A 15,331-nucleotide genomic window follows, 5' to 3' on the forward strand; every position below is an offset into this window, starting at 1 on the left:
GCCAGGTCAAGGGAGTGGGAATGGCAATTAGAAAAGTTACCAGAGGCTGGCAGGTTGATATACAACCCGAAGGTAGAGGTGGAAGGCGGGTTAGACGCACCTTCCAAACAAAAAGGGCGGCCGAACAGTTCAAAGTTGAGCAGAAGGCTCTGGCAAATACAGGGGAGTGGCGCGCACCTGAGCGCGAACATCGGAGACTGCTGGATCTGGTAGTGGATTGGTTCGATCTATATGGGTTTACGCTTAAAGATGGAGAGAATCGCAAGACAAAACTGATCAGCTTATGTGAACGGTTAGGGAATCCTCGCGCCACAAATATTACTGGTGAGAGCTGGCTGCGCTATAGAAAAAAGCGGCTTGAGCAATATTCTCAACGCGGCAAACCGATCAATCCCAATACCGTGAACCATGAACACGCTTATTTATCCGCGATGTTCGGAACTCTTATAAAGCTGCGCAGCTGGAAGCGCGATAATCCATTGAGGGGTATCCCAAAGATCAAACTGGATGAGCCTGATCTCATCTATCTGGAGTTGGAGGAAATCGTAAGGTTATTGGACGAGTTGGCTGCATCGAGAAACCTTGATGTTCTGGTAATCACCAAACTGTGTCTCGCCACCGGCGCCCGCTGGGGGGAAGCCCAAAGACTTGAGGCGCAACGCTTACGCAATGGACAAGTGCATTTCATCAGAACAAAGAACTCGAAGGCCCGAGCGATTCCTATAGCACCTGAGCTAGAGGCCGAGGTTCGCCAGGGACGCCCCCAGACAGGCCCCCTATTCCGGATCAGCGGCTATGATGCATTCAAGCACGCCGTAAGCCGTGCAAATATATGCCTCCCCGATGGGCAGCTCACCCACGTTCTACGGCATACCTTTGCCAGCCACTTTATGATCAATGATGGGAATATCCTAAAGCTGAAGGATATTCTCGGACATAAGACGCTGGCGATGACTATGCGCTACGCAAAACTGGCTCCACGCCACCTGTCACAAGCCCTGGAGAAGAACCCCCTTCAAACCATACAGTGTCAACAAAGTGTCAACGCTGTTATGAAAAAAGACCCCAAAAAGAACCCAGAGGCTATCGTAACCTTTTGATTATGTTGGAGTTCAAAATTTACCAGCTATTTTTCACAGGACTTAAAATCCCTCGGCTGTAATGGCCATGCCGGTTCGACTCCGGCCTCGGGCACCAATAAAATCAAGCACTTAGCGAGAAATTTCTAAACCCTCTCCAATGAGGTGGAGGAAAATCTCGCCAAAGTGTCAACGCACGCTTCACCCCCCCCTGCCCTCTGATCAGTTCTCATACAAAATTGCTCGCACCCGCTGGAAAACCCCGTGGTTACTGGCTTTTAGCCATTTTGACCTGTGAAAAATCTCTTCAATTCTCTTCATTTTTCTTCAATTTGTGAAATCCCGAAAATCGCTACAGCCCACGGCTGGCGGGGGTTTGCGGTGTTTTCCAATTTCACTGGCTAAGGAAAAGCGCAAAACCGGCAGGCGTGGGGAGGAGTGATTGCTGGCCCTTTTATCTGCTCAAAAAATATACAAAACAATGCATGCCTGCTGATTAAGTGCCTGAATTATCTTGAGTTTGTCGCTGCCAAGGCAAAATGAGGTTGCACTGCTGGCTTTGCTATGTGATGAAGAGAATTGAAAACCCAGGATGGTAATTTAAGGACAGGATCTGGCAGCTTTGTGGGCCGAACAATAGTGAGGGATGTCTTGCGAGGTTCAGGTCAGGAAAGCTCCTGCTGTTCACCAGAGTATTCCGTAGAGGTCGCCCTGACCACCGGCCTCACCGTCAGGGGATGCCCCGCATACTCGATATGCGGGTGCAGGTAGGGCTCAAAGGGGGCAGTGTCCTCACCTCCACTCAACCAGTTGGCCACAAAATCCTTGTCCGCAGGTGCGATCATGGGAAGGGATTTGTCGTGGTATTGCCTGGTCTTCGGGTGTGCCCCGAGGGTAATAATGGCGCAACTCAGTAGATTGCCCCAGGTCTTGTACAGGCCGCAGAAGAAAAAAGGCTGGCCGTAGCTGAACTCCACCGGGTTCTTACCGTGCTGGCTTTCCACCCAGGCGGTGGCGGGGATCAGGCAGCGGGATTTGCGGTACTCGGGGCGCTTGCCCAGTTTCTGCCAGTTACTGTTGATCGACCAGTACTTGCGGTGCGGCTTCCAATTGTCGCCGTCACGCTCCAGATACAGGTGCCAGATTGCGGTTTCCACTTCCGGCTCCCCATGTCGGGCGGTGACAATGGAAACATCCTGGGTGGGCCGCCTGCGGCGGCCATACAGCATGCGCTTCGGATGGTGCACTCCATACTCCTCTAGGAAGCGCTCCATGCCGGCGTGATTGCCCACGTCGAATACGCTACACATCGATATCGCCTCCCCTGTCACTCTCATGGTTTCCGGGCTCTTCCGCCAACCGGATACTTTTCATAACAGCCCGGCGAAGCTCCAACCCCTCCGAGATGGCTGCACGCAGATTGCAGCCTACAGCAGCAGAATAGATTCCGTGGTAATCCAGGTAATTCAAAAGCCGTATCTGGTACATTGGCTGGCAGTCATGAATCGAAGGCTGGCGGCTGATTTCAATCGGCTCACCATCGATGATTATAGTCTTGGGTTGCGGACCTACCCCTTACAGAAGACTGTATATTTATACAGTTTATGCATGCATATCAACGCTTTGTCAAGCTGCCTGCATCCTCCCGCAATTAGCAATTGCGCACCGTGATTTAGTAGTATGGTTTAATCAAGATACAAAAGCCCACGGATTGCGAAGTTTTCCAATTTCATTGGGTAAAAAAGTCCAAAACCGGCAGACGTGAGGAGGAGTGCTCGACAGCCCCTTTCTCCGTTCAAAAAATATGCAGATCAGATGCTTAAAACGGCCAAGGAAGACCAAAAAATCAACTCCTCAAAATGAAGCTGACAACTTTTACAGCAGTATCTCAGCTTCTACGGATGTATATCCCCCTTACTCTACAAGCACTATGTTAACTTGTGCAATGAGGGCATTACACCATCAAACTAGCAGGACTAACGTACCTGTTCGAAACACTCGCTACTATCTAGAGAGTTGTGGTGCTTCACTATGGGAACAATATCAAGGAGATTAGAATTCTTTTTCTGGCATTATTGTACCAATACGATTCCAACAAAAATACTTAAATGCCACCCTCTATTTATTTTGCATCTTTGCTTTTTTTGGCTGCATATTGAGCCAAAGTACTTTTCCATAGATTCTCAAACTCGCCAATGAAGCTTTTAAAGCTTGCTTTCTCGGCATCCATTCTTGCTTCATCTATTGCGTCCGATGAGTTCCATATAGTTGTGCGCTGCTCTTCTCTTTCAGTGGCCTCAGCCACACCATAAACAAAACCCGTGCGGACATCTATCAGAGCACCCGAAGTAGTTGAAGATACAAACGCTTTTTTATTAGGAAGAAATCCTAAAGTTATTGCTGATAAAGGCCCAAGTGGTGTTCCCTCCACATGAAACGCAGTGTCAATGGAGTAAATAAGTATAAGGTCCGTTTTGAGGCGAGCAGCGGACAGCCTGAGATCCCTAATAGAATCTAGTTCTGAAGGAAGAAGTAACCTGCTCAATGGTGCGACACCTCCAACCATTGCTAGACTGGATAATTTCTCAAAGTCAGATTCATCTTCTATGTCGCGGGTTGTAACGACACTGTAGAGACCTGAGCCATAGCCACTATTTGTTCTAGAGATATAGCCAGACGCCTGAACTCTAGCCACAGCAATACGTGCCGGGAATCCGCTAGCGGGTTCAGCTTTCATTAGTGCTGCAATATCGACATCTGTCAAGGATGAGATATTTACACCAGAAGCAGGTGTTGTGTATGTAGCGCAGCCTTGTGTCACTACGATACTTACAGCCATTAGTACCATTAAAATTATTCTGTTCATTCAGGTTAATACTCCAAACTTTTGCTTTGAAACCTAAAATTTATATTGTGGCCACCATTATCCGGATTTCAATCCTGGAAGCAATTCTTAACCAGTTCTCCATAGTTACTATTCAAATCACGCAATTAAATAAATTTTGCATATTGCAGTGAGACGGCTAGTAGCTCCACACAGTAAGCCTAGTGTACTCTCCGAGCTTGGGTGCAAGGTCATCCAGGTGAAGGAATCGGCCGCCATGAGCGCCTTTCTGCTTCACACCGATACCGGTATAGCCTTCCTCTAGCGCGATACCCAGCAGCTCATAGGTACGTCCACCAGCAACCGATACATCAACAGCCTGTCCGGTAGTGTGTGTCATGCTGGAGCCAATACTGGTGCAGTGGGCCGGGCAGCAATAACTGGAGTTGGTCACCACCGGCTTGCTGAACCGCTTCCTCACCCTATCAACCGACGCAGCGTCTCATTCGAGAAGTGGAATTTCCCGCAACAATGGCAGGACAACTCCGTTTCCATGAGGTAATCATTCTTGTACATGGGTTCACCAGATACGAAAAAGCCTGCATAGGGCGGGCCAGGAATTATTTCGTCTATATTAGTGACTGCGGATAAATCAACTTAAAACGGTCTCCGCTCTGGAGAAAACTATGAACAACACCACTCGTGTCAAGTGTCTCCCCATCGCCTTAAATGCTATAGGTCTATTTTTTATCTTTGGTATTTACCCAATGATGCGATGGACATGGCCTTCAGGGTGGAAATGGATAGCCCCATATCAAGAGTACCAACTAATTTTGCTGGCAATATACGCAACGTTGGGTATATGCCTGCTTTTTGCTGCCCGAAACCTTGCTGCAAATATCGGTCTGATTTGGTTCACCATTTGGTTGAACCTAGTATGTGGCACCATCATGCTTTTGATGGTGGTAGGCGATCAAACCGGGAAACAAAACTTGATCGGAAACATCCCCGTACAGTATTTAATTTCCGGAGTTCTCTGGTATCTGTTACCCAGGCATAAAAAGTGCCCCTCTTGACGCCCTAATGAAATAACTCACGACAGGAGATTTAGCGCTAAGTTATTCTGGGCTCATTGGCCCTACTAAAATCCCCAACCAGTCTTGGGGAAACTGATCAGCCCCACCAAGGTGGTCCAGTTTAAATGTTAGTGCATAGCGGGCCGTGGCTCTTTCTCCACGGTGGTTTCCGGGGCCGGTGGGCGGTAGCCCAAGGCACTGTGTGGCCGCTTGGTGTTGTAGTGCTTCCTCCACTCCTCAATAATAATTTCCGCCTCTTGTAACGTATAGAATATTTCACCGTTTAGAAGCTCGTCTCTGAGCCGGGCGTTGAAGCTTTCACAGTACCCATTCTCCCGGGGTGAACCCGGCTCTATGTAAGCCACCTTTGCACCAGCAAATGTGATCCAGTCCCTGACCGCCTGTGCAATAAACTCCGGACCATTATCTGACCGGATGTAGGCGGGAACACCGCGTAAAATGAACAGATCTGTTAATACATTAATCACTTCTGTTGAGTTCAGCTTTCGTTTTACCCGGATTGCCAGGCATTCTCGGGAGTACTCGTCCAGGATGTTCAGCATTCGGAATGCTTTCCCATCGCTAGTCCGATGGTGAACAAAGTCATACGACCAGACATGGTTCGGATACTCCGGACGCAGTCGAACACACGACCCGTCATTTAGCCAGAGCCGTCCCTCCTTTGGTTGTTTCATTGGAACCTTCAGCCCCTCACGCCGCCACAGTCGTTCCACGCGCTTGTTGTTCACTTGCCAGCCCGCATCTCTCAGTAAAGCTGCAATCCGGCGATAGCCGTATCGACCGTACTGTCGCGCAAGCTCAACCATGTCAGCAACCAAACGGTTTTCGTCGGAACGGCCAACAGGCAGGCGCCTTTGCGTGGACCGGTGCTGGCCCAAAACACGGCACGCCCGACGCTCAGAAATGTGAAATCGACTTCGTAGGTGGTTAATACAAGCACGGCGACGTGAAGGGCTCAGAAGTTTCCCTTGGCAGCCTCTGACAGAACCAACTTGTCCAGCGTGAGATCCGATACTGCTCGGCGCAACCGCTCATTCTCCTTTTGTAGTCGCTTGAGTTCCTTCAGTTGGTCGGTTCCCATCCCGCCATACTGCTTACGCCAGCGATAGAACGTCTGCTCAGTTATTTGCATCTGGCGTATCGCATCCAAACGCGACATTCCCTGACCGCAGAGCACCTCAATCTGCCGCAGCTTCGTGACAATTTCTTCCGGCTTATGATGTTTGATTCCCATGTTTAGCCCTCCGTCTCCTAATTATACGGGTGGACCACTTCAAGGGGGGAGGACCAAATGCTTATACAAACATATTTCATACATATAAATGCATCTTAATCGACAAATATAGGGTCTGTGATAGTATTAAGCTTGTAAATGCAACAGTATTGTTGCATTATAAGATTGTGATTAAATCAAGCGAAGAAACAGAGCTTAACAGCTTATTTAAGGCCCTTGGTGACAGTACTAGAAGGCGGATAATCGACGAGTTAATGATTCGTGAAAAGCAGTCATTGTTTGAGATATGCAGCCGCATATCTGCTGTGCATGGAATATCTTCCAGCCGGCAAGCTCTTTCAAGACATTTAGCAGTGCTCGAATCAGCGGGAATAATCACTATTGAATGGAAAGGTACAACTAAGCTTCATACCTTGGACAAGTCCTGTCTTTCAAGTTTAGCGTCCGGCTGGCTATCAACATTTGGAGATTGAATATGAAAATCTATGTAACTAGCGTTTTCGTCGATGATCAAGAAAAAGCCCTCAACTTCTACACTGAAATTCTTGGTTTTGAGAAGAAGCAAGATCTCCCTCTAGGTGAGTATCGATGGCTTACAGTTGTGTCGAAAGATGACCCCAAAGGAACTGAACTATTGCTTGAGCCAAGCGCCCATTCCGCTGTACCTCCCTTCAAGCAGGCTTTACTCGAAGATGGAATTCCCTTCGCTTCTTTTCAAGTTGCAGACCTCGACTCGGAATTCAAGCGTCTAAGCAACTCTGGTGTTACATTTATACAAGAGCCGATGGAAGCAGGAGACGTCAAAATGGCCATTCTCAATGATACATGTGGGAATCTAATACAGCTGGTGGAAATGACGCAGCATTTCAATTAGACACTTTCACACAAAAAAGTGGGTCTTGCTTAGGTCAGTGGCCTTTTCGACCTACACAATTAGAGGAAGACCCAGAAAATATCAGTGAAGATGGGGAACTTGACTGACCTACTAATGATAGTATTGCTTTACAGGTAAGAGAATTAATTCAATGAAATGGACAAGGATTTACATGGTGCTTCTTGGCATGCAAATAGTATTGACCTTATAAAATAGTTACAAGCAGTAGCCAAAGGCATCCCACCTTTGTCTACCGCACTCCCCTGTATCCCACCATACTTTACTCCGCGATATCCTTCGATTGTATAACACCTCAATCTGCGGAAAAGTCGTGACAATCCCTTCCGGTTTGCGGTGTTTGACACTCATGTTTAACCTTGCTTCTGCTTATTATACTGGGAGGACCAATGATATCACTTACAATCTGCCACCCTTTGGCAAATACGAGTTGAAAAAAGCCAACAGTCGCCTCAGGAAATGTTGCATGACCAAAAGAAAGTCTCTCTCGCTCCGAATCGAAACTCAAACATCTCTTTTAGTAACAATGGTTAACCCGTCCCCAACGGGCAAAAGCAGCATATCAACCCGGTTGTCTTTATGAATTTTCTGATTCAGGGCTTTGATGGCCAGGGTATCCGGGTCGTTTTTGTCGTCATCTACAACACTGCCCCCCCAGAGTACGTTGTCGACTAAAATAAGACCACCAGGGCGGATCAATTGTAGGCACTGCTCGTAGTAAGTGTCATAACCAGTTTTATCAGCATCAATAAAGGCCATGTCAAACTGGTTGTGTTGCTTTTGCTCGATCAGCTTTGCCAGAGTCTCTGAAGCAGGGGCAAGATAGAGTTTTATTTTCTGAGAACACCCTGCCTGTGTCCAAAAGGCTCTGGCTGTGTCAGTGTATTCTTTATTGATGTCGCAGGCGATCATTTCCCCGGTTTCCGGCAGGGCCATGGCCACAGACAATGCACTGTAACCGGTGAACACACCTACCTCAATCGCTCTCCTGGCCTTTATCAGTCTTGCCAGCAGCGCCATCAGCTGCCCTTGTTCGGGTGAGATTTGCATCTCAGCCTGGGTATACGTACGGGTGACATTCCTAAGTTCAATCAGTACAGGGTGCTCTCGCATACCGGTGTTAAGGATATATTCCCGTACAGCAGGAGGAAAATCTCGAGTTTGGCTGCTCATAAGATATGCCCATTTCCATTGACTTGTGAGATGATATGACCGCGCAAGACCAGTATGCTTCTCTGTAGCCAATTTGACAATTCGAGCCCTCGCCAGCACCGTATTTGCTCAGCACAAGGCCCTGTGCAGCGGTAATACCATGCCAACCGTTCATTCTTCAACGCTGCGCCCTCTAGACCACCCGACTCAGAAGTTACTCTCTAAGCTGGCTGAATATACTAACAGCAGTTGGTTCAACCTCCTCTATGGTAGCGAACCGACGCTTTCACCACTCCTTCCACTACCAGCTCCTGACCCTCCAAGACAGAGATGGCCGGGTATTTGGAGTTGGCCGACAATAAGCATCCTCGCTTCCTGTCTAGAATTTTGCATGTTAACTGGCCATCCAGAGCCACCACTACAACGTCACCATGTACCGGAGTTAGCGATCGATCGACAATAAGCAAGTCACGATCATGGATGCCCGCCTCCACCATGGAGTCTCCGTTGGCCTGAACCATATAGGTTGCCGCTGGCCTGGAGATTAGATGCGCATCCAGGCTGAGTGCAGATTCCAGGTGATCATCAGCTGGAGAGGGAAAGCCGCAGGCAACGCCGCTACTGTAGAGAGAAGAGAGTTTCATAAGGACACCTGTAGACTGTATATACATACAGATTAATGCTGCGAGTGCCAGGCGGGCAAGAATAATCAGTGACCGAGAGACCTCTAAGCTTCCAGAAGGGCCAGAATCCGGGTTGGCACCCTCCAGGGAATCTCCACCCATACTTTTCGCCTGTCGCCACAAACCGCTGAACAGAGATGGCCAGCACTGGCTCACGGGGTAGCTCCATATTGCAGACTTTTGCCTCCCATGCCTTGAAACCGGCCAGTATTAGCCAGCCCCGGCCCTCTGGGTCTGGGTCTGGGTCTGGGTCTGGACACCGTAAGACCTCAACCAGGCACGCTATCCTGCTATCAATCTATTGACACAATAATTATATTCGAATATTATTCGAACTTTATTCGAGCAGGATGCAGATTCTGACCACAATCGACATACTGGAGAACACTGATGCCGCGATCCCTCACAAAAAGTGCCGGCGAACAGGAAGCTATGATTCTGGAAGCCGCTGTGAAATGCATAGAACAAAGCTCAATTCTCGACTTCACGATGGCAGCGGTTAGCAAGGAAGCTGGTCTGTCGATGGGTTCAATCTACAAGCATGTGCAATCCAAGGAAGATGTTTTGGTCGCACTGTCAACACACGCTTTTAGCTATGAGCGCAATGTGTTTACGGATGTAATGAATCTGCCTCTAAGCACACCGGAACGATTGGTCGCGACCATGCTTGTGCTGTCCGACAAGTTCCATCACTATCCATTTGGGGCACAATTAAAGATGCTTGTCAGCAACCAGGCTGTGCTTCAACGCGCTTCAAGCGGCTGGATCGAGAAACTGAGACATATCAATACCGAAATCGGACAGGTATTTGAGGCTGCCATGGTTCGAGCCTGTAATACCGGTGAACTCATCACCGGTGACAGTGACCGGGAAATAATGCTCGATACCATTTGTGTGAGTCTGTGGTCCATGCATGTAGGGTTTGTACAAGTCGCGTACCAGCGATTTGCGTTTGAACAACACCAGGTCACTGCCAAGTTGCCATTCCCAATCCCAACCAATCATGTGCTATTAAATGGCGCACAACGGTTCATCAACAGCTTTCCCTGGAAAAAACCACTGGATAAACAGGGCATAGAAAAGGCAAGTGCCTTACTAACAGAGCGAGGCTATCGATGATAAATGGGTTGTCGGAGCTATCGCGATGATTTTACGATGGATAGCCATTATCACAGTGGCCGGTGTAATTGTGAGTGGGCTTGGCGTTTATAAATTTTTTGAAATCAAAGCCACCATTGATGCGGTAGAGGAACAGCCCGAATATTTCGAGACTGTTGAAGCAGAACTGGCTAAACCCACCACACATGTTCCCAAGGTTACTGCGCTCGGGGTTGTGGTTGCGCCGCAGCAGGTCACCCTGCGCAATGAACTGCCAGGTTATATTACTGCCGTTAATTTCCAATCCGGGGCCGCCGTCAAAAAGGGCGAAGTCATCCTACAGCTTGATATCAGCGAGCAACTGGCCAACCTCTCCTCCGAAGAAGTACGCGCCAAACTTGCTGAATCTGTCTACAGGCGTGGTGTTGAACTGCGAAAATCCGATGCCGTCAGCGAGGAAACCACTGAGCGGTCTCTTGCAGAGTGGAACGTAATCAAAGCCGATATTGCGGCGACCCGCAGCATTATCAGTCGGCGAACAATTCGTGCACCGTTTGATGGCGTGATTGGCATCCATCAATTTGAAGTTGGCCAATACCTCAACATCAATACCAAAATCACCACCCTGGTTGGCAGCACAAAAGAGAGGTGGGTTGATTTCAGCTTACCGCAGTTTTACGGTGAACTCGCTATGGGCATCATAGTCCGCGCACAGCTGATACGTTCATATGATCAAATCAATAGTGCTTATTTCAATGCAACCATCATTGCCGGTGACTCGGTGATTACGGCTGGCTCACGTAGCCGACTGTATCGTGCGCTGGTGACAGAAGGCGCACAGCAACTCACCCATAATGCATCCGTCAAAGTTGAGGTGCCTGTTGGACAGGCCAGGTTATTGTCGGCACTGCCGGTTCAATCCATTCGCAGTGACAGAGGGGGGCAATTTGTTTTCGCCCTTGATCCGGATCATGAAAAGGCCGGATACTATCGAGCGCGACGTATCCCTGTTTCTGTAGAAAGCGAGCAACAAGAGCGCACACTCGTTGTGGGTGATTTGAACCATGGTGACTTGGTAGCCACAGCAGGCTCTTTCAAGTTGTACCCAGGCATGCTTGCACAAATCAGTGATCGGCCAGTCATCACCACAACAAAGCAAGAGTAACCGGGATGGATATTTTCGTTAAGCGGCCGGTTCTCTCTATCGTTCTCTCAATTGTCTTACTCCTGTCTGGTAGTTTCGCAGCGTTTAAAATCGCTGTTGTACAGTTCCCCCAACTGGAAAGTGCCAATATCCTGATCACCACTGCCTACCCAGGCGCTTCGCCAGATGCAGTCCAGGGTTTTGTCACCGACCCAATCGAGCGGATTGCGATGACCACTCCCGGTGTTGACTATGTCGAATCTACCACCACAGCTGGGCTAAGCAACGTAGCGGTGTGGCTGAAACTGGATGAAAACAGTAGCGAAGCGCTGGCAGAGCTGAACTCTAGAATGAACCAGATCCGTTCTGAATTACCCGGTAACGCACTCGATCCGTCTATTTCTGTACGCCGCTCTGATCAGCCACAAGCATTATTTTATTTAAATGTGAACAGCGAAGGGTGGTCTCGGTCAACTATAACCGATTATTTAGCGCGCCATGTGCAGCCACAACTGGCTTCTATCGGCGGTGTCCAGCGCATTGCCCTGGAAGGGGGTCGCGACCCGGCGATGCGGATTTGGCTTGACCCCATCCGTCTCGCCGCCCTGGGTCTCAGCGCAGATCAAGTGATTCAGGCATTGTCGAACAACAATGTACTCGCGGCAATTGGCAAAACCAAAAATGCTGGGCAACAGATCAGCCTGCAGACCAATGCCACACTGCGCAATGTGGACGATTTTGAACAATTAATTGTCAGCAATCGGGAGGGTGTATTAATACGCCTCATGGACATTGCGCGCGTTGAGCTTGGCGAAGATCGGGGTGATGACCTGTCCCGTGTCGACCAGGCAGAGACCGTCTTTATTTCCGTTTGGAGTCTCCCCGGTGCCAACGCTATTGAGATTGGCGATGAGCTCTACAAGCGCCTAGAGAGAATCAATGCAACGCTGCCCAGCGGATTGGATATTGAGATCGCCTTTGATGCAACCATTTATATGCGTAATGCGCTCAAGGAGATCATGACAACACTCCTCGAAACCGTTTTGCTCGTTGGCCTGGTTGTTTTACTACTGATGGGGTCATTCCGCACATCGCTCGTACCGCTTGTGACTATCCCGATTTCAATCCTGGGCGCCATTGGCCTAATCCATGCAATGGGCTTTACACTCAACCTGTTAACGATACTTGCAATTGTCCTTTCGGTTGGTCTCGTGGTAGATGATGCGATTGTCGTGGTCGAAAATGTCGCACGTCATATGCGCACTGGCAAGTCCCGCCTCGAAGCCGCCCTCACAAGCTCACGAGAGCTTTTTGCGCCAATCGTTGCAATGACACTCACAATGGCTGCGGTCTACATCCCCATCGGATTTGTCAGCGGCTTGACAGGAGCGCTGTTTAGGGAGTTTGCCTTTACGCTGGCGATCGCTGTTCTGATTTCCGGCGTGGTAGCCGTCACGCTATCCCCCATTATGAGCGCCCAGGTATGCGCAGATAAGGGTAAGGAATCTGCGGGTTCACGCTTTATGAACTCCATTTTTGATCGTATACGCAGGGTATACCGAACTCTCCTGACCGGCATACTCGTATGGCGCCCTCAAGTAACCTTTATGGGATTCTTTCTCAGTTTGTTGGTTATCCCGTTTTTCCTGTTTTCTGCCAAGGAACTGGCACCGGTAGAAGACCAGGGCAGCATTCTGGTAATTATCGAATCACCGCCAGAGGCGCATGTTCAATACACTCGCAATTACATGCAGGACGTGGTACAGGTCGCCTCTGAGTTGCCTGGTTTTTCGCAGATGTGGCAAGTCCTGACAGCATCAGGCGGTTTTGCCGGTATTGAGTTTGTTGACTACACCGACCGCGACTTTACTGTTCAGGAAATACGTGATTCTGTATTTCAGAAAATGTCTGGCATCACTGGCCTGCGTGTATTACCCATCATGCCCGGCGCATTGCCAGCTGCCGGGCAGTTTGATGTAGAGATGGTCATTCAAAGCCCGGATACATACGAGGAGATGGCACAGTATATTGCACCTCTGATCGACGCAGCTTATGCAAGTGGTCACTTCACGTTCGTCCAGACCGATTTACATATCGACCAGCACCAAGCTCGCCTGAAGCTCGATCATGATCGCATTGCTGATTTCGGTCTCAATGTGCAACAGGTCAGTGCCCAGTTGGCAGCGCTGATTTCCGATCAGGATGTCAATCGTTTTGACGCAAACGGTAAGTCCTACCGGGTTATCCCAATGGTGGAGGATTTTGCGCGTAATGATCCGCACAGCTTGCTCAACCTCCAGTTGACAACACCGGCAGGCGATCTGGTTCCTGTTCGCATGATCGCCACGCTGGAGCGGGACACTGGCCCGCGTGCACTCGGCAAATTCAACCAACTTCGCTCGTTCAGGATTATGGGTGGTATCCATTCCGGCACTACGACGGATGCGGCCCTATCCGCGTTAGAAGCGGCCGCCAAAGATATTATTCCTAACAACTATACGATTGACTATGCAGGTATATCACGATCATTACGCGCTGAAGGTACAGGTTTTGTCTCGGTACTGTTGATCTCAATGGCGTTGGTCTACCTCTTGTTGGCAATCCAGTTCAACAGCTTCCGTGCTCCCCTTGTTGTGCTTCTAGGTTCCGTGCCGCTGGCACTTTCCGGGGCCATGCTGTTCAGTTTTCTGGGTCTTACAACAATCAACATCTACGCCCAGATTGGTTTTATTACCTTGGTGGGTCTGGTTGCAAAGAACGGTATACTGATTACAGAGTTTGCCAACGAACTGCAGCAGCAAGGCTTGATGAAACTGGAAGCGGTTATTGAAGCTGCTGCGGTGCGGCTACGCCCTATCCTGATGACCACACTCGCAACTGTGGTAGGTCATTTCCCATTAGTATTGGTCACCGGCGCCGGTGCCGAAGCTCGAAACTCAATCGGGATTATTCTCGTCGCCGGTATGGTCATCGGCACCCTATTCACACTTTTTATTCTACCCTGTATCTATATGTTATTCGGCGGTACACTCAAGGCTCACCGAAAGCAGGCAGCGAAGAAAGCCATCATCAAATTCAACCATGAGGGAGTGGTCGCAACCAGTCTTAGCTAATGAGGTAGTGGCACCGTCCCTAGTTTAACTGTATAAAAATCCCTTTATGGATAGCACTCATCCTAACAGCAGGATTATACTTTGTTCAAATAAATTCAGATTTATATTATCTCCTCTATTTAACAATTCTGCACATTGAGATTTTTTCTACGGCAATTTTTTTGGGACCATAACTAAGCCTCAGTGAAAAGCCTCGCACTGTTAGTACGAGATCATTCTCAAGGGGAAGTTAAAAAGTATTTCTTATACCCCTCTCGTTACTCACAGGCTCACTACGCTTTGGACACAATCAATATAGCAAAATTAAAATAATACGATTTTTGCACCTTTCATTTCTAAGGACGTGGTTGTGCAGATGGTCCTTTATAGTCAGCTTCCTGCTTTGCTATGCCAAGGATATGCAAACTGAAATCGTCATCCTCCCCTTCAAGCAACCCTGGTAATTCTGTTCTGAAATCCGATCTTCGACACCACTTACACATATCATCCTCCCAGGATAGCCACCGACGATAGGCGTGTCGCCCCATTTCCTTTTCATAGAGGGCGATATATGCCTGTTCGAAAACAGAAATCAGCATTGCAAATAAAACTTTCTTTCGCTCTTTTTGCTCGCCTGTCAAATCCCCCTGATCACCTTGGGCCTGAAATAATTTCAGGTCTGCATTATCCAGGACTAATGTCAGGAAACTGGTGTAGGCATCATTCAGTCGCTGGTTAAGCGTATCGGCTTCTGCTCTTCTCTCTTTTCTTTTATCTTGTAGAAACACATAAATCGCCAGTGGCAAACCAACTACAGTGACCACATAACTTAACGCTTCAAACCATTGAATCCAATTCATGACTCTCAGCCTGCTTAATATGCACCATTACCAGCAAGACACATATTATAAATGCACCCGCTTTAATACACTAGCCAGGCATTGCTCTAAATATTTACTACAATAAATTCAAAATACTAACGGTAAAAAAGCCAGCAAATCCAGTGCGCTGGCTTTTTATTTTTTATATCAGGCAT

At 48.6% G+C, this 15,331-nt stretch carries 14 protein-coding genes; 7 read left to right on the forward strand and 7 right to left on the reverse strand.

The genetic code is table 11. From position 1 onward, the window contains the following. Positions 1-20: 20 nt before the first annotated feature. Positions 21-1,100, forward strand: a complete 1,080-nt coding sequence (locus tag M8T91_RS10520) for a phage integrase (protein WP_301414111.1) — start codon at positions 21-23, stop codon at positions 1,098-1,100. 644 nt (positions 1,101-1,744) lie between these two features. Here the strand turns inward: M8T91_RS10520 and M8T91_RS10525 are convergent. The 3 genes from M8T91_RS10525 to M8T91_RS10535 all read right to left on the reverse strand — a co-directional run bounded on the left by M8T91_RS10525 (position 1,745) and on the right by M8T91_RS10535 (position 4,384). Next, the gene (locus M8T91_RS10525; RefSeq protein ID WP_301414112.1) at positions 1,745-2,389 is read right to left on the reverse strand and encodes an SOS response-associated peptidase family protein; all 645 of its coding nucleotides are present in this window, start codon (positions 2,387-2,389) and stop codon (positions 1,745-1,747) included. 812 nt (positions 2,390-3,201) lie between these two features. Continuing rightward, complete coding sequence (locus M8T91_RS10530; protein ID WP_301414113.1) at positions 3,202-3,945, reverse strand: hypothetical protein; 744 nt, start codon at positions 3,943-3,945, stop codon at positions 3,202-3,204. A gap of 157 nt (positions 3,946-4,102) precedes the next feature. Next, positions 4,103-4,384 (reverse strand): D-Ala-D-Ala carboxypeptidase family metallohydrolase, encoded by a 282-nt coding sequence (locus M8T91_RS10535; protein ID WP_301414114.1) that lies wholly within the window; start codon positions 4,382-4,384, stop codon positions 4,103-4,105. Positions 4,385-4,589: 205 nt separating this feature from the next. Between M8T91_RS10535 and M8T91_RS10540 the strand changes: the two genes are divergently transcribed. Further along, the gene (locus tag M8T91_RS10540; protein ID WP_301414115.1) at positions 4,590-4,979 is read left to right on the forward strand and encodes a DUF6632 domain-containing protein; all 390 of its coding nucleotides are present in this window, start codon (positions 4,590-4,592) and stop codon (positions 4,977-4,979) included. A gap of 128 nt (positions 4,980-5,107) precedes the next feature. Here M8T91_RS10540 and M8T91_RS10545 read toward each other — a convergent pair. After that, positions 5,108-6,234 (reverse strand): IS3 family transposase gene (locus tag M8T91_RS10545; protein WP_301414116.1). Its coding sequence is split into 2 segments (ribosomal slippage): positions 5,108-5,970 and positions 5,970-6,234, totalling 1,128 coding nucleotides; the frame shifts between segments, so codons are not numbered across the junction. A gap of 254 nt (positions 6,235-6,488) precedes the next feature. On the opposite strand from M8T91_RS10545, the gene M8T91_RS18915 reads away from it, so the two are divergent. Both M8T91_RS18915 and M8T91_RS10550 read left to right on the forward strand, forming a co-directional pair. After that, entirely contained in the window at positions 6,489-6,707 is a 219-nt protein-coding gene (locus tag M8T91_RS18915; protein WP_367317764.1) for a hypothetical protein, read from the forward strand. Between the two features lie 2 nt (positions 6,708-6,709). Then, complete coding sequence (locus M8T91_RS10550; RefSeq protein WP_301414118.1) at positions 6,710-7,108, forward strand: VOC family protein; 399 nt, start codon at positions 6,710-6,712, stop codon at positions 7,106-7,108. Between the two features lie 522 nt (positions 7,109-7,630). On the opposite strand, the gene M8T91_RS10555 is transcribed toward M8T91_RS10550, so the two are convergent. Next, positions 7,631-8,299 (reverse strand): O-methyltransferase, encoded by a 669-nt coding sequence (locus M8T91_RS10555; RefSeq protein ID WP_367317765.1) that lies wholly within the window; start codon positions 8,297-8,299, stop codon positions 7,631-7,633. Between the two features lie 233 nt (positions 8,300-8,532). Further along, entirely contained in the window at positions 8,533-8,922 is a 390-nt protein-coding gene (locus tag M8T91_RS10560) for a LexA family protein (RefSeq protein ID WP_301414120.1), read from the reverse strand. A gap of 429 nt (positions 8,923-9,351) precedes the next feature. Between M8T91_RS10560 and M8T91_RS10565 the strand changes: the two genes are divergently transcribed. From M8T91_RS10565 to M8T91_RS10575, 3 genes are read left to right on the forward strand one after another with little or no spacing between them, the layout of a single operon-like run. Then, a complete protein-coding gene (locus M8T91_RS10565; RefSeq protein WP_301414121.1) occupies positions 9,352-10,080 on the forward strand; it encodes a TetR/AcrR family transcriptional regulator in 729 nt (242 codons plus the stop codon). A gap of 25 nt (positions 10,081-10,105) precedes the next feature. After that, positions 10,106-11,224 (forward strand): efflux RND transporter periplasmic adaptor subunit, encoded by a 1,119-nt coding sequence (locus tag M8T91_RS10570; protein WP_301414123.1) that lies wholly within the window; start codon positions 10,106-10,108, stop codon positions 11,222-11,224. Positions 11,225-11,229: 5 nt separating this feature from the next. Continuing rightward, positions 11,230-14,316 carry an efflux RND transporter permease subunit gene (locus M8T91_RS10575; protein WP_301414125.1) on the forward strand — a complete coding sequence of 1,029 codons (3,087 nt, stop codon included), beginning with the start codon at positions 11,230-11,232 and terminating at the stop codon, positions 14,314-14,316. A gap of 335 nt (positions 14,317-14,651) precedes the next feature. Here the strand turns inward: M8T91_RS10575 and M8T91_RS10580 are convergent, their stop codons facing one another. Then, positions 14,652-15,155: a hypothetical protein gene (locus M8T91_RS10580; protein ID WP_301414126.1), complete on the reverse strand. Its 504-nt coding sequence runs from the start codon at positions 15,153-15,155 to the stop codon at positions 14,652-14,654. Positions 15,156-15,331 lie beyond the last annotated feature (176 nt).

Source organism: Microbulbifer sp. MI-G (genome assembly GCF_030440425.1).
Classification (GTDB): Bacteria; Pseudomonadota; Gammaproteobacteria; order Pseudomonadales; family Cellvibrionaceae; genus Microbulbifer; species Microbulbifer spongiae.

Excerpts from the sequence above, each read along its gene's own strand:
- M8T91_RS10520 (WP_301414111.1), top strand. The coding sequence starts at position 21 with ATGGCAATTAGAAAAGTTACCAGAGGCTGGCAGGTTGATATACAACCC.
- M8T91_RS10525 (WP_301414112.1), bottom strand. The coding sequence starts at position 2,389 with ATGTGTAGCGTATTCGACGTGGGCAATCACGCCGGCATGGAGCGCTTC.
- M8T91_RS10530 (WP_301414113.1), bottom strand. The coding sequence starts at position 3,945 with ATGAACAGAATAATTTTAATGGTACTAATGGCTGTAAGTATCGTAGTG.
- M8T91_RS10540 (WP_301414115.1), top strand. The coding sequence starts at position 4,590 with ATGAACAACACCACTCGTGTCAAGTGTCTCCCCATCGCCTTAAATGCT.
- M8T91_RS18915 (WP_367317764.1), top strand. The coding sequence starts at position 6,489 with ATGATTCGTGAAAAGCAGTCATTGTTTGAGATATGCAGCCGCATATCT.
- M8T91_RS10550 (WP_301414118.1), top strand. The coding sequence starts at position 6,710 with ATGAAAATCTATGTAACTAGCGTTTTCGTCGATGATCAAGAAAAAGCC.
- M8T91_RS10555 (WP_367317765.1), bottom strand. The coding sequence starts at position 8,299 with ATGAGCAGCCAAACTCGAGATTTTCCTCCTGCTGTACGGGAATATATC.
- M8T91_RS10560 (WP_301414120.1), bottom strand. The coding sequence starts at position 8,922 with ATGAAACTCTCTTCTCTCTACAGTAGCGGCGTTGCCTGCGGCTTTCCC.
- M8T91_RS10565 (WP_301414121.1), top strand. The coding sequence starts at position 9,352 with ATGCCGCGATCCCTCACAAAAAGTGCCGGCGAACAGGAAGCTATGATT.
- M8T91_RS10570 (WP_301414123.1), top strand. The coding sequence starts at position 10,106 with ATGATTTTACGATGGATAGCCATTATCACAGTGGCCGGTGTAATTGTG.
- M8T91_RS10575 (WP_301414125.1), top strand. The coding sequence starts at position 11,230 with ATGGATATTTTCGTTAAGCGGCCGGTTCTCTCTATCGTTCTCTCAATT.
- M8T91_RS10580 (WP_301414126.1), bottom strand. The coding sequence starts at position 15,155 with ATGAATTGGATTCAATGGTTTGAAGCGTTAAGTTATGTGGTCACTGTA.